Annotated in this window: 19 protein-coding genes; 11 read left to right on the top strand and 8 right to left on the bottom strand. The window is 47.9% G+C overall.

Annotation, left to right across the window (positions count from 1 at the left end):
* Window positions 1–10 precede the first annotated feature (10 nt).
* Genes ACYAC5_RS15800 through ACYAC5_RS15790 form a run of 3 tightly spaced genes read left to right on the top strand, consistent with a single transcriptional unit; the run spans window position 11 to window position 4,960 of the window.
* A complete protein-coding gene (locus ACYAC5_RS15800) occupies window positions 11–1,687 on the top strand; it encodes a polysaccharide biosynthesis/export family protein (RefSeq protein ID WP_192412057.1) in 1,677 nt (558 codons plus the stop codon).
* Between the two features lie 12 nt (window positions 1,688–1,699).
* Window positions 1,700–3,730 carry a capsular polysaccharide biosynthesis protein gene (locus ACYAC5_RS15795; RefSeq protein WP_462062983.1) on the top strand — a complete coding sequence of 677 codons (2,031 nt, stop codon included), beginning with the start codon at window positions 1,700–1,702 and terminating at the stop codon, window positions 3,728–3,730.
* Between the two features lie 3 nt (window positions 3,731–3,733).
* Window positions 3,734–4,960, top strand: a complete 1,227-nt coding sequence (locus ACYAC5_RS15790; protein ID WP_462062003.1) for a capsule biosynthesis protein — start codon at window positions 3,734–3,736, stop codon at window positions 4,958–4,960.
* Window positions 4,961–5,056: 96 nt separating this feature from the next.
* Here the strand turns inward: ACYAC5_RS15790 and ACYAC5_RS15785 are convergent, their stop codons facing one another.
* The 6 genes from ACYAC5_RS15785 to ACYAC5_RS15760 form a co-directional block, all read right to left on the bottom strand.
* Complete coding sequence (locus tag ACYAC5_RS15785; RefSeq protein WP_192412055.1) at window positions 5,057–5,698, bottom strand: acyltransferase; 642 nt, start codon at window positions 5,696–5,698, stop codon at window positions 5,057–5,059.
* Between the two features lie 84 nt (window positions 5,699–5,782).
* A complete protein-coding gene (locus ACYAC5_RS15780; RefSeq protein ID WP_312464385.1) occupies window positions 5,783–6,901 on the bottom strand; it encodes a Stealth CR1 domain-containing protein in 1,119 nt (372 codons plus the stop codon).
* Between the two features lie 57 nt (window positions 6,902–6,958).
* Complete coding sequence (locus ACYAC5_RS15775; protein WP_137386410.1) at window positions 6,959–7,879, bottom strand: hypothetical protein; 921 nt, start codon at window positions 7,877–7,879, stop codon at window positions 6,959–6,961.
* Window positions 7,876–10,278, bottom strand: a complete 2,403-nt coding sequence (locus ACYAC5_RS15770; RefSeq protein ID WP_462062002.1) for a glycosyltransferase — start codon at window positions 10,276–10,278, stop codon at window positions 7,876–7,878. The genes ACYAC5_RS15775 and ACYAC5_RS15770 overlap by 4 nt, the downstream gene beginning before the upstream one ends.
* 46 nt (window positions 10,279–10,324) lie before the next feature.
* Window positions 10,325–11,008 (bottom strand): ABC transporter ATP-binding protein, encoded by a 684-nt coding sequence (locus ACYAC5_RS15765; RefSeq protein ID WP_309833396.1) that lies wholly within the window; start codon window positions 11,006–11,008, stop codon window positions 10,325–10,327.
* Window positions 11,005–11,781, bottom strand: a complete 777-nt coding sequence (locus tag ACYAC5_RS15760; RefSeq protein WP_137386407.1) for an ABC transporter permease — start codon at window positions 11,779–11,781, stop codon at window positions 11,005–11,007. Before ACYAC5_RS15760 ends, ACYAC5_RS15765 begins: the two co-directional genes overlap by 4 nt.
* A gap of 488 nt (window positions 11,782–12,269) precedes the next feature.
* Between ACYAC5_RS15760 and speB the strand changes: the two genes are divergently transcribed.
* Together speB and ACYAC5_RS15750 are read left to right on the top strand one after the other, a co-directional pair.
* Window positions 12,270–13,190, top strand: coding sequence for an agmatinase (gene speB, locus ACYAC5_RS15755; RefSeq protein ID WP_101761932.1), 921 nt, complete (start codon window positions 12,270–12,272; stop codon window positions 13,188–13,190).
* A gap of 54 nt (window positions 13,191–13,244) precedes the next feature.
* On the top strand, window positions 13,245–13,649 hold the full coding sequence (locus tag ACYAC5_RS15750) for a YidB family protein (protein WP_192236431.1): 405 nt from the start codon (window positions 13,245–13,247) through the stop codon (window positions 13,647–13,649).
* A gap of 161 nt (window positions 13,650–13,810) precedes the next feature.
* Here ACYAC5_RS15750 and loiP read toward each other — a convergent pair whose 3' ends face one another.
* Complete coding sequence (loiP, locus tag ACYAC5_RS15745) at window positions 13,811–14,563, bottom strand: metalloprotease LoiP (protein ID WP_462062001.1); 753 nt, start codon at window positions 14,561–14,563, stop codon at window positions 13,811–13,813.
* A gap of 273 nt (window positions 14,564–14,836) precedes the next feature.
* Here loiP and tkt point away from each other — a divergent pair, with 273 nt between their 5' ends.
* The 6 genes from tkt to argO all read left to right on the top strand — a co-directional run bounded on the left by tkt (window position 14,837) and on the right by argO (window position 22,406).
* Entirely contained in the window at window positions 14,837–16,828 is a 1,992-nt protein-coding gene (tkt, locus tag ACYAC5_RS15740) for a transketolase (RefSeq protein WP_462062000.1), read from the top strand.
* 343 nt (window positions 16,829–17,171) lie between these two features.
* Window positions 17,172–18,191 (top strand): erythrose-4-phosphate dehydrogenase, encoded by a 1,020-nt coding sequence (gene epd / locus ACYAC5_RS15735; RefSeq protein WP_462061999.1) that lies wholly within the window; start codon window positions 17,172–17,174, stop codon window positions 18,189–18,191.
* Window positions 18,192–18,242: 51 nt separating this feature from the next.
* On the top strand, window positions 18,243–19,406 hold the full coding sequence (gene pgk, locus ACYAC5_RS15730; protein ID WP_101761937.1) for a phosphoglycerate kinase: 1,164 nt from the start codon (window positions 18,243–18,245) through the stop codon (window positions 19,404–19,406).
* A 104-nt stretch (window positions 19,407–19,510) separates the two neighbouring features.
* On the top strand, window positions 19,511–20,590 hold the full coding sequence (gene fbaA / locus ACYAC5_RS15725) for a class II fructose-bisphosphate aldolase (RefSeq protein ID WP_309833404.1): 1,080 nt from the start codon (window positions 19,511–19,513) through the stop codon (window positions 20,588–20,590).
* A gap of 188 nt (window positions 20,591–20,778) precedes the next feature.
* Window positions 20,779–21,654, top strand: coding sequence for a small-conductance mechanosensitive channel MscS (gene mscS / locus ACYAC5_RS15720; protein WP_309833406.1), 876 nt, complete (start codon window positions 20,779–20,781; stop codon window positions 21,652–21,654).
* A gap of 128 nt (window positions 21,655–21,782) precedes the next feature.
* The gene (gene argO / locus ACYAC5_RS15715) at window positions 21,783–22,406 is read left to right on the top strand and encodes an arginine exporter ArgO (RefSeq protein ID WP_110868000.1); all 624 of its coding nucleotides are present in this window, start codon (window positions 21,783–21,785) and stop codon (window positions 22,404–22,406) included.
* Here the strand turns inward: argO and ACYAC5_RS15710 are convergent.
* Complete coding sequence (locus tag ACYAC5_RS15710; protein WP_405042191.1) at window positions 22,403–24,661, bottom strand: FAD-dependent oxidoreductase; 2,259 nt, start codon at window positions 24,659–24,661, stop codon at window positions 22,403–22,405. The genes argO and ACYAC5_RS15710 overlap by 4 nt on opposite strands.
* Window positions 24,662–24,707: the final 46 nt, after the last annotated feature.

Below are 24,707 nucleotides of genomic sequence, written 5' to 3'. Positions count from 1 at the left end.
TGAGTCTGTTATGAAAATTTTAAAATCATTTGTAATGATCGCAGCTTGCTTCACTGCGCAGGCCAGTGCGGCCTTAAATATTAACGCTGATGCAAACTTAACCGGCGTTAAAACACAATCTCTGCTCAATTCGGCACCGGCAAATATCAGCAGCAATAACAGCGGATTTGATGATACGCCTGTGCCAGCTGCGCCTGTGGTACTTAGCCGTATGTTTGGTGCTCAGCTGTTTAATGGCAATAGCGGAGATAACGGGGCAAGCGTAGGTTTCAATCCCGGCTATATCCTGAATCCAGGAGATAGCGTTCAGGTGCGTTTATGGGGCGCATTTACTTTTGACGGCGCGTTGCAGGTTGATCCCAAAGGCAACATTTTCCTGCCAAATGTGGGGCCGGTAAAAGTCGCTGGCATCAGTAACAGCCAGCTAAACGCGTTAATTACCAGCAAAGTGAAGCAGGTCTACCAAGCCAACGTCAGTGTGTATGCATCGCTATTACAGGCACAGCCTGTGAAAGTCTACGTCACCGGTTTTGTTCACAGCCCGGGTTTATATGGCGGCGTGACGTCGGATTCCCTATTGAACTATTTGATTAAAGCGGGCGGCGTTGATCCTGAACGTGGAAGTTACGTCGATATTTTAGTGAAACGTGGCAATAAAGTGCGATCCAATATCAACCTGTATGATTTTTTGCTTAACGGTAAATTGGGATTATCACAATTTGCCGATGGCGACACCATTGTGGTCGGGCCGCGTCAGCATACGTTCAATGTGCAAGGCGATGTATTCAATAGCTATAACTTTGAATTTCGCAACAGCACTATTCCTGTCACCGAAGCTTTGAGCTGGGCGCGAGTCAAACCGGGTGCGACGCATATTACTATTGTGCGCCAGCAAGGTTTAGCAAAGCGCAGCGAATATTATCCAATTCGCGAGGCGAACGGCCGCTTCCTGCAAGATGGTGACAGACTGATTGTGAGCACCGATCGCTATGCCAGCACGATTCAGGTCCGCGTTGAAGGCGCACACTCAGGTGAACACGCGATGGTACTGCCTTACGGATCCAACATGCAGGCGGTGTTGAAGCAGATTCGACCTAATAGTATGTCGCAGATGAGTGCCATCAAGCTGTATCGTCCCTCCGTGGCCTCCCGCCAGAAAGAGATGATGAACCTGGCGTTGCAGAAGTTAGAGGAAGCCTCGCTTTCTGCGCAATCATCCACCAAGGAGGAGGCTGGCCTCCGCTTCCAGGAAGCGCAATTGGTCAGCCGATTTGTGGCGAAAGCGCGTCAGGTCGTGCCAAAAGGTGAAGTCATTCTGAACGAGAAAAACCTCGCGGCCACCCTGCTGGAAGATGGTGATGTGATTAGCATTCCTCAGAAAACCTCACTGGTGCTGGTACATGGTGAAGTGCTGTTCCCGAATGCAGTGAGCTGGGAGCAAGGCTTACGCGCGAAAGATTACATCGCCAAAAGCGGTGGCTTTACGCAGAAGTCCGGTAATGCGCGCGTCATCGTTATTCGCCAGAACGGCGCGGCCGAAGACGCGGAAGATGTCGGTGCGCTGAATCCAGGTGATGAGTTAATGGTGCTGCCGAAGTATGAATCGAAGAGCATCGAAGTGACGCGTGGCATTTCCACCATCCTGTATCAATTAGCCGTTGCGGCGAAAGTGGTTCTTACGCTGTAAGGGTGCATCGTGATGATTGGTATATTCTCTTCGGGCATCTGGCGAATTCCATTTTTGCGTAATTTCCTGGCCCAGCCGTGCCAGAAATTATCGCTGCAACGGCCTGTCGCCGATGCCGTGACCACCATTGCAGTGTGGGGATATCGTCCCAACACACGTCAGCCGGTGGCGTGGGCGCGTAGTGTAGGAAAATCAGTGCTGCGACTGGAAGATGGCTATATCCGCTCGCTGGATCTTGGCGTTAATGGCGCGCCACCTTTTTCACTGGTGCTGGATAGATTGGGGATCTATTACGATGCTAACCGGCCCAGCGAGTTAGAGAAGATGATCCAGGAAAGAGAAGTTAATCAACGGCTTGCCGATGACGCCAAACGAGCAATGAGCATCATCGTTGAGCAAGATTTATCGAAATATAATCAAGCTCCGGCTTTTGTTGCAGGAGCATGTGCAACCAGCAATGTAGTATTAGTTATTGACCAAACGCTAGGTGACATGTCCGTAACCTATGGCAATGCGGGGCCGAATAATTTTGTCCTGATGTTAGAGGCGGCGATACGGGAAAATCCTGGTGCCGTGGTGTGGATAAAGGTCCATCCGGACGTACTACAAGGCAAGAAGTCGGGATATTACCACTCCTTTCAATCCACGCATCGTATACATCTCATGGCTGATGATGTGAGCCCACAATCTCTGTTGCGGCATGTCTCACGTGTCTATGTCATGACTTCGCAGTATGGATTTGAAGCATTAATGGCAGGTAAACCGGTGACGTGCTTTGGCCAACCCTGGTATGCCGGTTGGGGATTGACCGACGATCGCCATCCACAAGCTAAGCAGCTAAGTGAACGGCGTGGCAACGCTACGCTTGAGCAACTGTTTGCGGCGGCCTACTTGCGCTATAGCCGCTATATCCACCCGTTGACCGGCGAGCCCGCAACGCTGTTTGATGTTTTGCATTGGATCCAATTGCAACGCAACTATCAGCTACCACGTATCGGACACCTTTGGGCGCCGGGTTTATCGATGTGGAAATACACCATCCTTAAACCGTTTTTGCGTACCGCTACCAATACGCTGAGTTTTTCAAAAAGTAATAAGCTGGCTACCGCGTGTGTGGTATGGGGAATTGCTGGCGAGCAGCGTTGGTTGGAAAAAGCGCAAGCCCAACAATTACCTGTTTGGCGGATGGAAGATGGTTTTTTACGCTCTTCGGGCCTGGGGTCAGATCTTCTGCCGCCGTTGTCCTTGGTATTGGATAAACGTGGTATTTATTACGATGCCACGCGACCCAGTGATTTAGAGATGTTGCTCAATGAAAGTGAATTAACCGATGCTCAATGTTCGCGGGCGAGGAAGATTCATCATCGGCTCGTAAATAACAGAATCAGTAAATACAATCTTGGCGCTGATTTTACTTTGCCAGCCGATTCAAAAGGTAAACGCGTATTATTGGTGCCAGGCCAGGTAGAAAATGATGCATCTATTCAGACTGGCACCTTTACAATCTGTACTAATCGGGATTTGTTACGAACCGTACGGGAGCGTAATCCTGCGGCATACATTATTTACAAGCCACATCCAGATGTAGTAGTAGGCAACCGCAAAGGGCATATTACTGATAGAGAAATTAATCAATATGCTGATTATCAGGCGCTGGATGCAGACATTATTCAATGTATTCAGGTTTCCAATGAAGTACATACGATGACATCGCTTTCAGGATTCGAAGCTTTATTGCATGGCAAACGCGTGTACTGCTACGGCATGCCATTCTATGCTGGATGGGGATTAACATATGACGAGCATGATTGTTTCCGCCGAGTGAAACAATTAGGCCTTTACGATTTGATCTATCAAGCATTAATTGCCTATCCGACTTACATTCATCCGTTACGACTGGATGCTATTTCAGTAGAAGAAGCCATTGAAATTCTCATCAATACGCCACGAGCAAATATGGTGATTGATAAAAATTGGCGAGACAGACTTATGCGGATGGGAAAAAAGTTATCAATGTTTATTAAGGTTAAGTTAGCATTTTAAACCATGAGTGAAGCTATTAAAAAGCTACTAAAAGGAAAGCAGTTCCTGTTGTTGCAAGGCCCAATGGGGCCTTTCTTTAATGACATGGCTTATTGGCTGGAGTCATTGGGGCGTGAAGCCGTGAATGTCGTATTCAACGGCGGCGACCGCTTCTATTGCCGTAAACGTAAATACCTCGCGTTCATGCAAACAGAAAAGGAGTTTTCGGCTTGGCTCAACCGGGTTAAGCGGGATTATGACTTTGATACGATTTTGTGCTTTGGCGATTGCCGGACGCTGCATAAGGTAGCGAAGGGCTGGGCGCATACGCAAGGGGTAAGATTTTTCGTATTCGAAGAAGGATATCTGCGACCAAATTTTATTACGCTCGAGGAGGGCGGTGTCAATGGCAACTCTTCATTGCCGCGCGATGCTGAGTTCTATCGACAGCTACTGGCGCAGCCAGCAGCGAAAATAGAGGCATGTTATCCATCTAAAATCCGCAGGATGGCGCATGCCAGTTGGTATTACTTCATTAGCTGGTATTATCGACATACCTTTGACCAATATTGTCACCATAAACCATTTTCACCTTGGCGCGAAGCCACATATTGGTTTCGGGCTGGGTGGCGCAAGACATTATATCAATTTAAGCAGAGATATATACTTAATAGATTAACGATTGAGCTAGATCAGCGCTATTACCTGGCGATTTTACAGGTTTATAATGACAGCCAAATAGAGCATCATAGCCCTTATAATGATGTGCGGGATTATATCCGTGAGGTAATGTGCTCTTTTGCGCAGCATGCACCAGCGGATACTTATCTGGTGATTAAACATCATCCAATGGATTGCGGGCATCGCAATTACGCAGCGCTGATCAACGAGCTCTGCAAGCGTTTAAATATTATAGATAGAGTAGTTTATATTCATGATCTCCCTTTGCGGGAATTAATTTCACATGCTCAAGGTGTGGTTACGATTAACAGCACCGCAGGAATTTTAGCGTTAATGCATGGTAAGCGGTTAAAAGTGATGGGAGAGGCATTGTACGACATTCGAGGAGTTACGTTTCAGTCGGGTTTGGATTTTTTTTGGCGGGATAAATTTACTACAGATGATTATTTGTTCAAAAATTTTATGTCACATTTGACCTGCCAGACGCAAGTTAATATCCATTATTACCAATGGAACGTATTTTCGAGTAAAGTTTGGTATGAATTAGAAGATGTGCAAAACTTTAAATGAGCTCAATTTCAGCGTTGTTAATTAACGCCATGCTGACACTCAGGCGCAGCATGGTTCGTCAATTGCGGGTTCCCATTCAATATTAGTCCACGTTGTTTAGTAAGGTTCTGCTGGCAGGAAGTCCATAGGAATGAGTGCACGCTGCCACCTGACGTTTTCTCTGATTATTTTTGCAGGAATACCAACGGCTAAACTTCCTGGCGGAATGGTTTTTGTCACTAAAGCTTTTGAGCCAATTATACTATTCTTTCCAATCGTAATGCCTTTTTGAATTGTGACATTCTCACCCAGCCATACTGAATCCTCAATGACAATACATTTGGCAGGATTTATTCTTTCTCCAGTCATATCATCAATGATTGAATGCCAATCTGTCGTAGACATCGTTATGTCAGAGAAGAGGCAATCCTTGCCTATGGTGATTGATGCGCCTTCAGTAGCAACAATAAGTACATGACGATTCATTGCTGTTTGATCTCCGATTTCAATTTTAGATCCAGCACCAATAAAGTAACGTCCGCGAATGTAGGTTTTTTTACCAACTTTCCATTCACCGTTACCATTTTCCATATTAATAGATACATTATTTAATATGCATCCTTCGCTGAAAGTAATGCTGGAGTTCTTACCTGATTGAAAATTTAGACTGAAATCACCTAAAACTTTTTCGGGTTTACCTATAACAACATTTCCTGCTGCAATGAAGCTTGCAATCTGTTTCTCATAACTATCATTCATAACAACGTTGATCCTATTCATTTTAAGTGTTTTTCGATTGCAATCACTATAAAGAAGCTTTGTCATTCTTTTTACGTCATGACTTTACGAGATGAAAAATGATGATAGAAATTCATTTAATCTTTCACTGTAACCATCATGATTAAATTCATTAGAGCTAAAGTCATTCGCACAAAATGAATGTGGGAGATTATTGTCTTTTTTGCCATTAATAAGCGCTCGATAGAAACTGCCTGATGCAGGAGAACGGATATTAAAATAAAAACAGATGTCCAGATTCGGCGCGGATTTACCCAGAATATATTGATGATATGGAACGAGGAAGGTAGCAACATTTAAGTCATTCTTCGCTCTGAATTTGTTTTTGGAAAATGCAGCGATTTCATGTTGAAACATAGACGTACTTTCTTCAAAAACAGATTTAATCAAAGGGACATACGTATGAGTCAGTGTATTCTCAAATCGAGCAGCAAATTTTGATTCCAAAATACCGTTACAATTTTGACATGCTGATAACGTTGCTGTTGTTCTTTCTTTACCTGGAGAATATGAAGTACTTTTGTTACTGACAAATAAACTCGCTATCCCATTTGACTTGAAGAAATGCTCAGGGGTATTTTTTTGAGCGACAAAGAAGTCATCATTAAAGTAAATAAAGTGTTCTGATAATCCCTTAATTTTGTGTAGGTAAGCTTCAATTACATGTGAGTTAAATGTGGGCAGATATTGTTGTGGAATGATTTCGGAATGATCAACTAACACCACTCTATCCTTGAGGCTATCTGGAATTAATGGTGTTTGATGGTCAGTGACTATAAATATCCTGTTTACCCACGGTATATTTTTTTCAATACTGAGTAGGGAGTAATAGAGTTCATTATGGTTACTGAATCTTGATTCTTCAGTTGCATAAAGTGCATATGATATATTTGCATTGCTGTGCAGCCTTTTTTTTTGCAACCATGCTGAATCATTTGCATCGACCCAGGTGTATACAACATCGATTTTGAAGTTAGGTTTGAAGGAAGATATTGAGTTTTGTAAAGCACTAACAATAATACCTTCTGTTGCATTGATTATATTGTTATGATTTAAGATTAAAGGGTGTCGTTTTAGTAGGTAGTCTCTCAAAAAGAGTATTGGTGCTCTTTTGAATTTCCTGATTTTTCTAAGAGAAATAGTTAGCATCTTATTGGGTTTCATTTTTAAAATTAATCCACCCTGTAAATTTTGAGAATGGACTAATTTATTTTTTTTATTTCAATGACTCAATTCCTGCTTCACGGATAAATAGTGTTCGTCACGTGAAACATGAGGAACAATCGTATCTAAAAACATAGCATAGTCATCGTTTTTATCATTCATCTTGTTGAATGTTACGGCGAGAGGACATCGTTTCGAGCCATGCACAGATTGTATCCAGATGAATTTTTCTTCATATCCTCTATCAAGCAGGGCAAACTGAATGGGTGATTTAATTATACTTTGCTCTCCCTTAGTCATAGTGTTAGAAATGGGTAAGAACTCGAATAAGTAATCGTGTGGGTTACTGACAGACTCAAGTATGTTGTTGTAATGACAAAGTTGCATATTATCAACGCAACAGAATTTTTCAGCGGGTGAAAAATTATAATCAAATTCACAGAAGTGTTCTGCGAAGGTGTTTTTTACTCGGTCGATGTTTCTTTTTTTATTCTTAATAAAAGTATAAGGAATACCCGTTGGAGATATAAAATCTTTATTCGTAACCTTCTTAAGGAATAGAAAGTTCAAATCTATAAATATAAATAATTCTCGTTTTGGACTGATGTTTCTTATCTTATTTTTGAAAGCCTCACTGTAGTTTTTAAAAACACTTATGTCACTGTTGTTGCTTATTATACTTTGGCTAATGTATGAGAGACTTTTAAAATTAGTGTACTTAATAATACTACGATACTGATACCTTACTAAGCTTTCTTTGAATTTTATTTTATCACTTATAGTGTCGATGACTATTAAATGAATGTTTAATTTTTCATTATCATATTTTAGTAATGGAGGCTCAGTGATTGTTTCAACCGTTGGCGTTGTGTTTACTGCATTAATTATTTCTTTTGATCTTCCACCCAGAATATTCTTAAAAGCATCCTTAACGAAAAGACCGGGGGTATTTAATAATTTTGATGTTTTAGTCATCATTCACACTCCTTTAATAGCTTATCCATAACTTTAGATATTTCGTATTTTTCAAGATAGGTTTTTCGACTGTTCTCTCCAAGTTGAATTAGTAAGTTCTCATCAGCCATAAGTCTTTCCATGTTCATGGCAAAGTGTTGTGTATCAAAACAGGGAGAAACTAAAGCGTTATATTCATTCACCAGGAAATCTTTAGGACCATAGCCTATATCATAACTAACCACAGGTTTGCTCATGCTAAAGCTTTCAATATAGACCATCCCAAAAGCTTCTTTAGCAGATGTGAGTGCGCAGAATGCACTATTGTAGATCTCTTCATAAACTAATGATGTCGGTGGATGAATGGTAACTTGCGATGTTAAACCTAGCGTTGAAATCTGATTGATAAGGTTTTCTTTTTCATCACCGTCACCAAAAATGTCTAAAATCCAATCTGGGAATTTTTTTGCTATTTTTGCAAAAGATTCTATTAATAAATTGAATTGTTTTAGCTCAACCAAACGACCAAAAGAAACAATTCTTTTCTTCTGGATATCCCTACCCGATTGTGAAATTAGTGGAAACTTATCTTCGAGTCCATTTGGAATGGGAGTAACCTTACTAATTCCTTGAGCATTGTACTCTTCTTTTTGAAAAGAGGTGAGAGTAAGTACCTTATAAGCTTTAGGATAGTTTCTTAACAAAGTTATCTGTATTTCTTTAGAGTGTGAGCTAAATTCACGATGTTCTTGAACAATGACTTTATTCGACTTATGGGCATGCTTGATGATATTCACACATAGGCCTGGGAATGTGCCTATAATTATTGCGTTCTTAATAGTTTTTAAAATGCTTACCAGTTTGAAGTCTGTCAACAAAGATAAGCCATTATAAAGATCTTCTGATTTTTTAAAAATCTTTGAAGAATATTGAGCGAGGTGATTATCCAGCTTTGTGCGGAACTTGCCATTGCTGCGTGCGTCATTGAGATATTCAATACGTACACTGGGATCAAGTTGTAGCTTAGGTGTATCACTGGTGCGCCGCATTGAGATAATGGATACCTGATAGCCAACAGAAACCAGATAATTTGTCTGGTTTATAACTGTTTGTACTGTTCCACCTACGCCATAGATATTATAACAGCAGTAAACAATGTGCTGTTGTTTATTGGCAATCACTTTATCCAGAAATTTATTGGTTTTATTGAAATTTTCATAATCACGGATGACTTTAAGGAAATCCTTTCTGGCTCGATGTTTGATCTTGAAATCAATGCTTTTGTCTGAAAATAGGTCTTCAAGTTCATCAATAGTACGCACGACTGAACCGTTGAATTCATAGGGGGATTTTAAAAAATGACCTCGTTCAAACTTGTAATTATCATAGTCAAATTGTAGGAAAATAACCGGTGTTTTTATCAGGTTAAATTCAAAGGCAATTGATGAGTAATCTGTTATGCAAACAGCAGTATCTTTTAATACTACTGAAAAGTCATCGTGCCCGACAAATGAAATAGCCCCATCAAAGAGTTTTTCTATCATTGGTTTAAGATGGAGTATTTTTTCATGCAAATAAAATGCAATGTTTAAATTTCTTTTATTTGCATAATCTATTATTCCTTGGCTGTTTTTAATCTGCTGGACTATGTCTAAAAATGGATTGTCATCGCCAGGTTTTGTCCACTCTTCACGCCAGGTAAAAAAGAATAATATGTTTTTTTCATTTTTCTTCTTCATTGGTAGTAGCTCATGTCGCGACAAGCCACTATTGATCACTCTTTTGTCGAGGAAACCAATATTCAGTATGAGTTTCTTTAGCGCCTGTAAATCATCTACCTCAACAGAATTTTTGTTAACGTAATATCGCTGGAGTAGCAAGATATAGAAATCTTCCAGGTTATTCCTGGAAAAAAAGTCATCGTAGTGTGGTATTTTGTATTTGATGGCTAATCTTTTTGTTTGGTTAATATCTTTTTGTGTTTGTAGTGTATTGATAACGATATTTTTCTCTGACTTCAACGAAGTGCTAAAATATCTTATTCTACCGTTGTAGTGACCTTTAAATATGAATATTCTCTTGTAAGAGATGATTCCGTGTTGAAGGTATACGATGGGAGCCCAGCCCTTTTCTAATGGTTTTTTATTAAAAGAGGGGAAAGTATCAAGATATCCGTCATTAAGCAGGAGGTAGTCTGCATCATAAAATATCTTATGATGTTTTTTGCTATCCTTAAGTATGATGTTTTTATTAAAAGGTAAAAGTTTTTCTATGTCGACATTCTGTTTGCTATAAATGAAAAAAGTGTTTTTAAATCCTGACTTCATTCTATGCTGAAAATAACAAAAGCCATTATCACGGGCTTGCAGCCCTCCTTTTTCTCCAATGAGTATCAACAAATCTTGATGTTCGATTCCCTTCATTTCTCTTACCTAAAATAGATTGTTGTAAAATGATCAGCGGTGTTATTTATATTGGAATAGTATTTTTGTTATTTTCACTTCTTAAGTAAGCCTCAATAGCATCATTTACCGAGTCATAATAATTGACATGATTATCCCTACCAATGAAAATAGCTGCGTCACAATACTCTTTGAGCGTACTTAAGCTATGCGACACCATCAAAAAACTCGCACTTTTATGTCGTTCCTGGAACATCCTTGAGCATTTTTCTTTAAAGCGCGCATCACCTACCGCGGTGACCTCATCCACAAGATAATAATCAAAATCAAAAGCCATGCTTAAACCAAAACTTAATCTTGATTTCATTCCGGATGAATAAGTTTTGATCGGCATATTGAAGTATTTACCCAATTCAGCAAATGACTCAACAAAATCTATTTTCTCTTTCATCTCACTATGTTTGGCATATAAACGCGCGACGAATTTAACGTTTTCCCTACCGCTAAGACTGCCCTGAAAACCGCCAGTAAGGCCAACCGGCCAGGAAATCGTTTTATTGGTAGTGATTGCGCCGCTATCAGGCCGGTCAATACCACCAATCATGCGCAGTAATGTTGATTTACCTGCGCCATTTCGGCCAACCAACGCCACACTTTTTCCACCTGGCAGAGTGAGGTTCAAATCTTTAAACACGAAGTGCCGGCCTGATGAGGTGCGGTACGACTTTGTGAGATTTTCAATCTTAATCATGAGGTCAGCATTGCCTCTTCACGGGTGCGATAGATGGCAAGCCCCAAAAATAATGTCGTTAGTGTGAGAATGGCGAGATAAACGAGGCTGACGCCTTCGCTACTATAGCCCGGCATCACGGCTGCTCGGCTAAGTTCCACCACATGTAGAATGGGATTCCAGAGTAGAAATGGCCAGTAATCTTTCGGCACTGCGTGCAGTGGAAACATTATTCCCGAGATGAAATAGAGCGGTTTAAGGAGAATTGGCAAAAGCTTCTGCGTTTCTGTGTAGGTTTTACCTATCACCATAAAAATGAGTCCAGCGCCACATGAGAAAATAATCAAAAGACTCCATGCACCCACTAATTGCAGTAGATTTGCCACAGAAAAATACTCCCCGGCAGCCCAAACAATCAACATCAGAAATATATAGACAGTTACGTAGATAATCGTCTCTAACATCGCCCTTGCTAAAACAGTATCGATGGGTTTAACCGGTCGATAATTAAATAAGCCTTGGTTCGCGTCAATTGCTCCAAGTGATCGAGTAGAGATATTAGAAAAAATGAAAAAGGGAATGATCCCATTAAGTAAGAATACAGGGAAGGAAATGTCTGGCATTGTCCTATGCATGATGAAGCCAAAAATGGCCATCAATATTAATAAATGGGCTGATGGTTCTAGTATCGCCCAGAGATACCCCAAACGGAACTTACCGAATCTGGTTCTTATCTCTCTAAAAAACAATGCGTTAATCGTGGCGCTTTGTACATTTAATCCACTTCTTGCCATTTAAAACTCACAGTATTCTTGATTAATAGATATGCTACCGCCCTTGGCTTAACAGTTACCAATGCGCTGAAGATAAGATAATAGATAATAAGCAGACTCGAATGGTCGCGTTGATTTGCCATCTACAGTTAGCTGATTAAATGGGTTGTTATTTGATTTGTATCGTATTTGCTACTTTTCAATCGATGAAATTATTGCCTGCCTTCCTATGAAGATAATTGAGAAAAGGCTCAATTTTCCTTATTCACTTTGCTCAAAACATTCTTGATTAAATTATTATCGTTTGTGGTTTCAAGCTCTCTCCAGCCGAAATGATTGACCTTGATTTTTCTGGAGGCTTACCACGTCAAAGCATTGATTGCACCCAACTTCAATCTTCGTAATAATCACGCCCATCTATCCCTTCCTCGTAGTATTTACGTTGAGGGGATTTTTTTCATCTATACCTAAACAGACCTATCGACTTACGGATCTTAAGAGGACCAGTTATGCATAACACCTTGGGCAATCAGTATGATAACTCATTGGTTTCTAACGCTTTTGGTTTCATGCGCTTCCCCCTCAACTTCCAGCCTTACGACAGTGACGCTGAGTGGGTGATCACCGGTGTTCCTTTCGATGCCGCGACCTCCGGTCGTCCAGGCAGCCGTTTAGGTCCGGGGGCAATCCGCCAGATTTCCACCAACCTGGCGTGGGAAGGCTGTCGCTGGCCGTGGGATTTCGATTTGCGCCAGCGTTTGAACGTGGTGGATTGCGGCGATCTGGTTTATGCCTTTGGCGATTCACAAGACCTCTCGGACAAACTGCAGGCGCACGCCGAGAAACTGCTGGCGAACGGTAAGCGTATGCTGACCTTTGGCGGTGATCACTACGTCACGCTGCCGCTGCTTCGTGCACACGCTAAGCACTTCGGCAAAATGGCGCTGGTGCATTTCGATGCGCACACCGATACCTATTCCAATGGTCCTACTTTTGATCACGGCACCATGTTCTTCACCGCGCCAAAAGAGGGTTTGATCGATCCGCAGCACTCTGTACAGATCGGTATTCGTACCGAGTTCGATAAGAGCTTGGGCTTCAACGTGCTGGATGCCGCGCAGGTCAACGATCGCAGCGTTGATGACATTCTGGCGGAAGTGAAGCGTACCGTTGGCGATCTGCCGGTGTATCTGACCTTTGATATCGATTGTCTGGATCCCGCCCATGCACCGGGCACCGGCACGCCAGTGATTGGCGGCTTGAGCAGCGATAAAGCCACCAAGCTGATTCGCGGTTTGCAGGGCATGAATATCGTCGGTATGGATTTGGTGGAAGTGGCGCCGGGCTACGATCACGCCGATCTGACCTCGCTGGCCGCAGCCACACTGGCGCTGGACATGCTGCACGTGCAGGCGGCAAATAAAGGTTAATCCTTTCTCCTGCGGCTACACTTATTGGCGGTTAATTAATCTGCGGAGGCGACTATGGGTTTACTGGACGATTTAGTAGGATCGCTAGGAAACAGCAACGGAAGCGGGCAGGGCAACCAGATGCAACAGCTGATGGCTATCTGGAACTGGGTGCAGGAACAGGGCGGCGCTGAAGTGCTGCTGCAGAAGTTTCAACAGGGCGGACTCGGGCAGGTGCTGAATAGCTGGCTTGGCAGCGGCAGTAACATGTCGATTGATGGCGGCGAGATTCAAAATGCGCTTGGCAATGATCAGCTGCAGTCGCTGGCGGATAAGCTCGGCACCGATGTACAGGGTGCGTCCGGTACGCTGGCTGCCTTATTGCCGCAGGTGATTGATAAGCTATCGCCGCAGGGCCACATTAAGACGTCGAATACCCAGGATTTGGGTGCGATGGTGGATGGATTGTTTAAGCGTTGAAGGTTGTTTTTTTTGATCTTTGCTTACTGTCACCCATCCCGGCCTTCCCCCATTCATGGGGGAAGGAGACGCAGCTAAATGCAGCTTCCTCACTGACATGTGGCAGCATCTTCCTCCCCCATTCATGGGGGAGGACCGAGGAGGGGGACAGCAAGCACGATCTATTTCCCAGCCGCAATACGCTCACGAATATGCTGGGCGCGGGCTTCCGAATCCGGATGCGAGTCAAACATCGAACTCTGTCTTCCTTGCTCCAGTTTCGTTAGCTTCTCAAAGCTGGTCGCTAATCCCATCGGATCGATGCCGCGCTTTTTCAGCAGGTCGAACGAGTAGTCATCGGCTTGTGTTTCCTGAGTTTGCGAGAATTGCGCATTCACCAGCTTTTCGCCCATTTCACCCAATTGTGATTGTGACAGCGAGCCAATTACGCCGCCGACGGAAGCCGCAGCGGTGCGCGTTGCGGTGGTCGTCAGCGCCACCTGCATCGCTTTGCGCGTATGGCCCAGCGCGACGTGGCCCATTTCATGGCCCAGCACACCTTCGACTTCGTTATCGGTCATCATATCCATCAACCCGCTATAGACGCGGATACAACCGTTCGCCATCGCCCAGGCGTTAACGTCTTTGGTCTGATAAACCTTGTAGTTGGCAGGCACGCCGTTGATGTTGTCGCCTAGCGCCGCCGCGATTTTGTTCAGGCGCTGCTGGTATTCACTGTTAGCGGGCGCAACCTGATTGTCTTTATCCATCTGCGCACAGGATTGATCGCTCAACTCTTTTACCTGCGTATCGTTCAGCGCATAGGCCTGATAAGCCTGCGCACCCGATTGTAGCAGCGCATTGTTATCAAACCCCTCGCAGCCGCTCAGCAGCGAAGCCATTCCCAGAGCAACAATTGTGGCTCTCATTTTCATATCGGCATCCTTTGGGTAACAAGGTAAAGAAAACAAACACCTGAAACTGGCCCAGGTGTTTAAACGCTTTGGTTATAGCTCGCATGTTGTTCAATGACTAGCAGACAAGCCCGGAAATGCAAACGGTTACCCGTGATTTAGCACCCAGATGCATGTACTTTTGTCCTGATTTTCATGTACATTGATGTGCGACTTTTTTCTCGCTTCGCCTTATAACTGATTAATTACAATAAGTTAAGCGTGGCGGAGCATTAATCCGACCTGGAGTAGAAGATGCCCTCTCGTAAAGAGCTTGCCAACGCCATTCGCGCGTTAAGTATGGATGCAGTACAGAAAGCCAATTCGGGACATCCGGGTGCCCCAATGGGCATGGCGGACATTGCCGAAGTGCTGTGGCGTGACTTCCTGAACCATAACCCTACTAACCCGCTGTGGGCAGACCGCGACCGCTTTGTGCTGTCGAACGGTCACGGCTCAATGCTGATTTACAGCCTGCTGCACCTCACTGGCTACGATCTGCCAATGAGCGAGCTGCAGAACTTCCGTCAGCTGCACTCTAAAACTCCAGGCCACCCGGAATACGGCTACACCGCAGGCGTTGAAACCACCACCGGCCCGCTGGGTCAGGGCATCGCTAACGCAGTGGGTTTTGCCATTGCCGAGCGCACGCTGGCGGCGCAGTTTAACCGTCCGGGTCATGACATCGTAGACCATAACACCTACGTGTTTATGGGCGACGGCTGCATGATGGAAGGCATCTCACACGAAGTCTGCTCCATCGCCGGCACCCTGAAGCTGGGCAAACTGGTTGCCTTCTATGACGACAACGGCATCTCCATCGACGGTCACGTTGACGGCTGGTTCACCGACGACACCGCTAAACGTTTCGAAGCGTACGGCTGGCACGTGGTGCGCGGCGTGGACGGTCACGATGCGGACGCGATTAAGAAAGCGGTGGAAGAAGCCAAAGCGGTTTCCGACAAGCCTTCACTGCTGATGTGCAAAACCGTGATTGGCTTCGGTTCGCCAAACAAAGCCGGCACGCACGACTCGCACGGCGCGCCGCTGGGTGCCGACGAAATCGCGCTGACCCGCAAGCAGCTCGGCTGGAACCACGGTCCGTTTGAAATCCCTTCTGATATCTACGCGCAGTGGGATGCCAAAGAAGCCGGCCAGGCGAAAGAGTCGGCGTGGGACCAGAAGTTTGCCGCCTACGCCGCCGCGCATCCGGAACTGGCTGCCGAGTTCAAACGTCGCGTCAACAATGAGCTGCCGGCGAACTGGGCCAGCGAGTCGCAGAAGTTCATCGAGCAGCTGCAGGCCAGTCCGGCGAAAATCGCCAGCCGTAAAGCCTCGCAGAACGCCATCGAAGCCTTCGGCAAAATCCTGCCGGAATATCTGGGCGGCTCCGCTGACCTCGCGCCGAGCAACCTCACCATGTGGTCCGGCTCGAAGCCAATCAACGAAGATGCGGCGGGCAACTACATCCATTACGGCGTGCGCGAGTTCGGTATGACCGCGATCGCCAACGGTATCGCGCTGCATGGCGGTTTCCTGCCGTACACCGCCACCTTCCTGATGTTCGTCGAGTACGCGCGTAATGCCGCACGCATGGCCGCGCTGATGAAAATCCGTCAGATCATGGTGTACACCCACGACTCAATTGGTCTGGGCGAAGATGGCCCGACGCATCAGCCGGTTGAGCAGATGGCCAGCCTGCGCGTGACGCCAAACATGAGCCTGTGGCGCCCGTGCGACCAGGTTGAGTCAGCGGTAGCGTGGAAGTACGCGATTGAACGCGTGGACGGCCCGTCGGCGCTGATCTTCTCGCGTCAGAACCTGGCGCAGCAGGATCGTAGCGCTGAGCAGCTGGCTAACGTGGCGCGCGGCGGTTACGTGCTGAAGGACAGCGAAGGCACGCCTGAGCTGATCCTGATCGCCACCGGTTCAGAAGTGGAGCTGGCGGTGGCAGCGTTTGATCAGCTGACGGCGGAAGGCCGCAAGGTGCGCGTGGTGTCTATGCCATCCACCGACGCCTTCGACAAGCAGGACGCGGCTTACCGTGAATCCGTGCTGCCAAAAGCGGTTGCCGCACGCGTGGCGATTGAAGCGGGTATCGCGGATTACTGGTTCAAATACACCGGCCTGAACGGCGCGATCGTCGGTATGACCACCTTCGGTGAGTCGGCGCCTGCGGATCAGCTGTTCAGGGAGTTTGGCTTCACCGTTGAGAATGTGGTGAAAACGGCGAAATCGATTCTGTAACTTTGTGCAGTAAATTGCGCCGCTACCGGTTATGCATCGCCTGTAGCGGCGCGATTCATCGCGCACACCTGCAATGCAGGCGTATCTAACCTGAAACGGTTCAATTATTCCTGCAGTAATAATCCGCCAGAGCAAAATTTGTGACGTAGATCCAATATTCAGCCACTCACTTGATCGCAATCATTCCCGTTATTCCTCTCTTGCATTACTCTAGCTGAACCGTTTCAGTCGTGAGCGAAATCGTGCATCTCACTCGCGCGGGTAAGCAATAATTCCCTGTACAAACCGGTGTGAAACGCTCAGGCTAATCGGCACGTTTTTTCGGGTGTGGTTGAAGGTAGAGATGACCGTTCGCGTAGCAATAAATGGTTTTGGTCGTATCGGGCGTAATGTGTTGCGTGCCCTGTATGAAACCGGTCGCCGGGCTGAGATCACCGTGGTCGCCATTAATGAGTTGGCAGACGCCGCCGGTATGGCGCATCTGCTGAAGTACGACACCAGCCACGGCCGTTTTGCCTTTGATGTGCGCCAGGAGCGCGATCAGCTGTTTGTCGGTGACGACACCATTCGCATCCTGCATCTGGCCGAAATAGATGTGCTACCGTGGCGCGAGCTGAGTGTCGATATCGTGCTGGATTGTACCGGAGTGTACGGTAGCCGCGCTGATGGCGAAGCCCATTTACAGGCGGGCGCGAAGAAAGTGTTGTTCTCGCATCCGGGCGGCAACGATCTCGATGCCACTGTCGTGTTCGGTGTTAACGAACAAGCTCTTAAACAAACTGACCGCATTGTCTCCAACGCATCCTGCACCACCAACTGCATTATTCCGGTGATCAAGTTGCTGGATGACGCCTTTGGCATTGAGTCGGGCACCGTGACCACCATTCACTCGGCGATGCACGATCAGCAGGTGATCGACGCCTATCACAGCGATCTGCGTCGTACCCGCGCCGCCAGCCAATCGATCATTCCGGTAGATACGCGTCTCGCTGCTGGCATTACCCGTATTTTTCCGAAATTTAACGATCGCTTTGAGGCGATTGCCGTGCGCGTGCCCACCATCAACGTGACAGCCATTGATCTGAGCGTGTCGGTGCGCGAAGCGGTGAAGGCGTGTGAGGTCAACGCGTTGCTGCAAAACGCGTCAGAAGGGGCGTTTCGTGGTATAGTTGACTATACGGAATTACCGTTAGTCTCAGTAGATTTTAACCATGATCCGCACAGTGCCATAGTCGATGGCACGCAAACGCGGGTCAGTGGTCATCACCTTATCAAAACGCTGGTTTGGTGTGACAACGAATGGGGCTTTGCTAACCGCATGATCGACACCACGTTAGCAATGGCCGCAAGCGGTTTCAGGTAAGACGCGGACTGCGTCTGGCAAAACTTATGAGAATCAACGAGAGGGTTCACCATGTCTGTAATTAAGATGACCGATCTGGATCTTGCTGGTAAACGCGTTCTGATCCGTGCCGATCTCAACGTGCCAGTGAAAGAAGGGAAAGTGACGTCAGATGCACGTATTCGTGCTTCTCTGCCTACCATCGAAGCGGCGTTGAAACAGGGCGCGAAAGTGATGGTTACCTCTCACCTGGGTCGTCCGACCGAAGGTGAATACAACGAAGAGTTTTCCCTGCTGCCGGTTGTTAACTACCTGAAAGATAAACTGAACGGCACCAACGTTACCCTGGCAAAAGATTACCTCGACGGCGTTGAAGTCGGCGCGGGCGAATTGGTTGTGCTGGAAAACGTGCGCTTTAATAAAGGTGAGAAAAAAGACGAAGAAGGGCTGTCGAAGAAATATGCCGCACTGTGCGACGTGTTCGTGATGGATGCCTTCGGTACCGCGCACCGCGCACAGGCTTCTACCCACGGCGTGGGCAAATTTGCCCCAATCGCATGTGCCGGTCCGCTGCTGTCAGCTGAGCTGGAAGCGCTGGGCAAAGTGATGAGTAATCCAGAGCGTCCGCTGGTTGCTGTGGTTGGCGGTTCTAAAGTGTCGACCAAATTTGATGTGCTGCAGTCGCTGGTGAAGATTGCTGACACCGTGATTGTCGGCGGCGGTATCGCGAATACCTTCGTTGCTATCGATAACAACGTCGGTAAATCACTGTACGAGCCAGACTTCGTCGAAGCAGCAAAAGGTCTGCGTGATCAGTTTGGTATCCCAGTTCCTACTGATTCTCGCGTAGGCACGGAATTCTCTGAAACTGCCCCGGCAACCGTGAAAAAGGTTTCCGAAGTGGCGGATAACGAAGAGATTATGGACTTCGGCGACGAAACCGCACAGGCGATGGCCGCGATTCTGAAAGGCGCGAAAACCATTCTGTGGAACGGTCCGGTTGGCGTGTTCGAGTTCCCGAACTTCCGTAAAGGTACCGAAATCGTGGCAAATGCAATCGCCGATAGCGATGCATTCTCAGTGGCAGGCGGCGGCGATACGCTGGCTGCAATCGATCTGTTCGGTATCGAAGATAAGATCTCTTACATCTCAACCGGCGGCGGCGCATTCCTCGAGTTCGTGGAAGGTAAAAAACTGCCAGCAGTTGCTATGCTGGAAGAGCGCGCGAAGCAGTAACTCTTTGGGGGCGACGCTTGGGCGTCGCCTGAAGGCTAGCCCTTTATGGGGCACACAAATCGCAATCCCTTCGGGGATGAACGGTAACGAAACGGGACACAAACATGTCTAAAATTTTTGATTTCGTAAAACCCGGCGTTGTCACTGGTGACGACGTTCAGAAAATTTTCCAGGTAGCGAAAGAGAACAAATTCGCTCTGCCAGCAGTTAACTGCGTCGGCACGGATTCTATTAACGCGGTATTGGAAGCTGCGGCCAAAGTGAAAGCGCCGGTCATCGTTCAGTTCTCCAATGGTGGTGCTGCCTTCATCGCCGGTAAAGGTTTCAAAACCGACAAGCCGCAGGGCGCGGCTATCTTCGGCGCTATCGCGGGTGCATACCATGTGCATCTGATGGCTGAACAGTACGGTGTGCCAGTAATCCTGCATACCGACCACTGCGCCAAGAAACTGCTGCCGTGGATCGACGGTCTGCTGGACGCGGGTGAAGAGCACTTCAAGAAAACCGGTAAGCCGCTGTTCTCTTCTCACATGATCGACCTGTCTGAAGAGTCACTGGAAGAGAACATCGAGATTTCTTCTAAGTATCTGGCGCGCATGGCCAAACTGGATATGACCCTGGAAATCGAACTGGGTTGTACCGGTGGCGAAGAAGACGGCGTGGACAACAGCCACATGGACGCTTCTGCGCTGTACACTCAGCCAGCAGACGTTGATTACGCTTACACCGAGCTGAGCAAAATCAGCCCACGTTTCACCATCGCTGCTTCATTCGGTAACGTGCACGGCGTGTACAAGCCAGGCAACGTGAAACTGACGCCAACTATCCTGCGTGATTCTCAGGAATACGTGACTAAAAAACACAACTTGCCGCATAACGCGCTCGACTTCGTGTTCCACGGCGGTTCTGGTTCATCTCCAGAAGAAATCAAAGAATCAATTGGTTACGGCGTAATTAAAATGAACATCGATACCGATACCCAGTGGGCAACATGGGACGGTATTTTGAAGTTCTACAAAGAAAACGAAGCATATCTGCAAGGCCAATTGGGCAACCCTAAAGGCGTGGATAGCCCGAACAAGAAATACTATGATCCACGCGTATGGCTGCGCTCAGCACAGGCTTCCATGGTGACTCGCCTGGAGCAGGCTTTCAAAGAGCTTAACGCTGTCGACGTACTGTAATTTTTCCGTACAGTATAAAAAAGGCCCGCAAGGGCCTTTTTTTATGCGTCTCATCCAGAAAACCCCACGAATTCAGGCCATTTTTGGCGCTTCGCCTTATTTTTGTTTACCCTTGTATTCGGAGTGTCGGAGTCAATCTGGCAGTTTTTGGCAATTTCCCGCGGGAAACTCAACAACAGGGCTAACAAATGGAAGATTTACATGTCGTTGATGGCATTAATAGTGCTGGTGGATGGCTGATACGTAATCAGGCGTTGATCCTGAGCTATGCGGTCAATATTGTGGCGGCCATTATTACCATCATCATTGGTATGTTCATTGCGCGCATCGTCTCCAATGCGATTAACCGCGTTCTGCTGGCGCGTCATATTGATGCCACTGTGGCAGATTTCCTTTCTGCAATGGTGCGCTACGGAATTATCGCTTTTACCGTCATTGCTGCACTGGGACGCGTTGGCGTACAAACCGCCTCTGTGATTGCCGTGCTGGGTGCTGCTGGCTTGGCTGTGGGTTTGGCGCTGCAAGGTTCGCTGTCCAACCTGGCTGCTGGCGTGCTGTTGGTGACCTTCCGCCCGTTCAAAACCGGTGAGTTTGTCGATCTCGGCGGCGTGATGGGTACCGTACAGAACGTGCAGATTTTCTCCACTACGCTGAAAAGCGCTGATGGCAAAATCGTGGTGGTACCCAACGGTAAAATTATCGCCGGCAATATCGTTAACTATTCACGTGAACCGATCCGTCGCAACGAGTTCATTATTGGTGTGGCTTACGATGCGGATGTCGATCAGGTTATTAGCCTGTTGCGTGAAGTGGTTGATGCGGACGAGCGCGTACTGCAAGACCTCGGCGTACAGATCGGCCTAAATGAACTGGCGGCTTCATCGCTCAACTTTGTGGTGCGTTGCTGGAGTAAAAGCAGCGATCTGCAAAACGTCTATTGGGATCTGATGAAGAACTTCAAACGTACGCTGGACGCGAACGGCATCGGTATTCCTTACCCGCAGATGGATGTGCATCTGCATCAGGTGAAGAGCGAGCAACAACAGCCTGCACACAGCGAATAATAGAGAAGGGCACCTGCGGGTGCCTTTTTTATTACTCATGCTAATAGCCTATTAAATATTTCAATTTCCTCTAATATCGTCGCGTCACTATACTGCATCGCATCTCCCCAGTTATTAAGGTTATTTCCGTGTTATCTGTTTATTTACAAGGGCTTGCCCTTGGTGCTGCGCTGATTTTGCCGTTAGGCCCGCAAAATGCTTTTGTGATGAATCAGGGCATTAAGCGCCATTACCACCTGATGACCGCATCGCTGTGTACCCTTAGCGATATTGCGCTGATCTGTGGTGGGATTTTTGGCGGCAGCGCGTTGCTGAATCAATCGCCTCTCTTACTGATGCTGATCACTTGGGCGGGCGTGGCGTTTTTGCTGTGGTACGGTTGGGGCGCGCTGCGCGCTGCATGGCAAGGTGATGTGTCGCTGGCATCTGATGCGGAGATAAAGCAAGGTCGCTGGCGCATCATCGCTACTATTCTGGCGGTGACCTGGCTCAATCCGCACGTCTATCTCGACACCTTTGTGGTGCTCGGCAGCCTCGGTAGCCAGCTTCCGTCTGAAGACGCGCGTCGTTGGTTTGCATTTGGCACCGTGAGTGCCTCAATTATTTGGTTCTTCGGCCTGGCGCTGCTGGCCGCGTGGCTGTCGCCGCGGCTGCGCACCGTGCGGGCGCAGCGCATTATCAATTTGCTGGTCGGCGGCGTGATGTGGTTTATCGCCATTCAGCTGGCGCGTCAGGGCATTGCTGCACTCTAATGCAGATGTAATCCGTACAGTGCGGGCAGCGCGCCCGCACTGGCGAGCAACTCAAGTCGAATCTGGCTAAAACTCACGCCTTCTGGTACCAAGTGATGACACAGCGAGTGATGATTTTCCGTCACGTCTGCCAAAAGCATCTCATCCAGCCATACGCGATAATGCGTGGTGCAGTGCGGCGTCACAGCCAGCGCGTGGCCCATTTGCACCGTTTCCATCGCATGGTCGAAGTCGTTGTCAAACAGCAAGGTAATGTGTTTCGCCTGCTGCGGTTCATTCCAATGCCAGCTGACGTTGGGATGAGTGTCATCCTGCGCCGGCACCCAGCAGTTAGTGTGCTGTTCCGGCCGCAGCTTGCCGTTGAGCAGATAGTCGCGGTGCCAAAGCTGCAGCGGCGTTTCCAGCGCAAAGGCCAGCAGGATTTGCTGTGGAGCCCGGCGCGGCAGCCAGAAATCAAACTCATCAACGCCGTAATCGCCATCGTTAATCTGGCGTGTGCGTTTCGCCACGCGCGGATTGAGACTGTTGAACACCATCATCACGCCCGGCAAACGCTGGCTGGTTAATGCAACCTCAATCGCAGCGTTCTCCTCAAAGGCGATAAACAGATAGCGATCGCAATCGGCGCGATAATCAAAGCTCAGTCGATAAGTGCCTTGCTCAGTAACCGTGATACTTTGCGTGCTCAGTTGGCAGTCGCCGCAGGTATTGGCCGGATTAGCGCTGGTGAGCAGCGATACCTGTAATTTCTGCGCGTTGGCGGCGCGCAGCTGCACGCTGATTGCCGGCAAGCGTTCGCCCGCTTTGAGCGGCAGCAGCAACGCACAGCGAGATTGCAGCGGCTGCCAACCGGCATCGGCGGGCAGGGCGCGCAACTCTAAGGTGCTGCTCACCGTGACATGCGCCTGGCGCGCTGGGTTGGCCAACGGATGTCGCGGGATAAACGCACCCTGACGCAGCAGATGCTGCTGCAGCTGCCCAACGCGCTCAGGCTGCGCCAGTTCGGCGGGCGTGATCTGCTGTTGCTGGCACAGCGCCGCCGCGCGGCCCACCACTTCGCCCAGCACGCCGCAGGTGCACATGACGCGTGCGCTGCCAAAGGCGACGTGCGTAGCGGAGATCAATCGGCCGGTGAGCAGCAGATTGTCCAGCGACTGGCTGTAGAGCGCGCGGAAGGGAATGGTGTAAGTCCCTTTGCTGTGGAACTGACGACAGCCATCGTGTTCGCTGTAGACGCCGTCGGCCGGATGCAGATCAATCGACCAGCCACCATACGCCACTGCATCATAGTGATCGCGTTGTTCGATGATGTCCTGCTGGCACAGCATCGTCTCGCCGAGAAAACGCCGGCTCTCGCGCTTGCCGGGAATCAGGCCCACCCATTCGATGGTGAGGTTATCGGCATCGGGAAATTCACCGGAGTTTTTGATGTAATCCCACACGCCCCAGACAATTTTCCACAGTTCCCACTTGATGGTTTCGCTCTCATGCACGGTATCGAGCCGTCCGCCCCACTCCAGCCACCATAAATCGCAGCCGTTCAGCTCTGAACTCAGCCGTTTATAGCGCGGAATGGCGGTGATCTCTTTTAGTGCGAAAGAGGGCGCAACGAAGCGTACCGGTTGTGCCGTGCGCTTGGTGTAGAAGTAAATCGAATGTCCGAGCTTATGGCCGAAATTCTCGCCCGGCGCCATCTTCTCGCCAAACTCCTCCACGGATTCCGCGCCCACGCGATGCGCTGCACCGGCCAGATAGCCCAATACGCCATCGCCGCTGGCATCGATAAATTGTGTAGCCGAAACCTGATAACGCGTTTGATTAATGGCATTGAACGCCTGCACTGACAGCAAACGGCGGCCAGATTTTTCGATATCGGTCACCACCGTATTGAGCAGCAAAGTCACGCCGGGCTGCGCCTGTACGATGTCCAGCAGCACCATATCGAACAGTACCGGATTGCCCTCTTTATTGCGCCACAGGTTCTCCTCCATGATCTCGCCCATGATGCCGCCTTCGCGCGCCCAACGATTGTTATTGCCCATGTGTGAGGTCGCACCGTTGGCCCACAAGCGCACTTCGCTGGAAGCGTTGCCGCCCAGCACCGGGCGATCCTGAATCAGCACCACATCAAGGCCATCGCGTGCGGCGGCCAGCGCGGCACACACGCCCGCCAGTCCACCGCCGACGATCAGTAACTCCGCTTGTAGTCGTTGTTGCGGAAAGTGGCGCTCATTTTGCGTAGAGAAAGTCTGCATCATTTCATTCCTCTGACTCTAAGGCTAAGATTGGAGTTTGCCCGCC

This window comes from Pantoea sp. y20, assembly GCF_054903455.1.
Note: the sequence above shows the minus strand (reverse complement) of the source record. Positions and strands in the feature narration are given on the sequence as shown.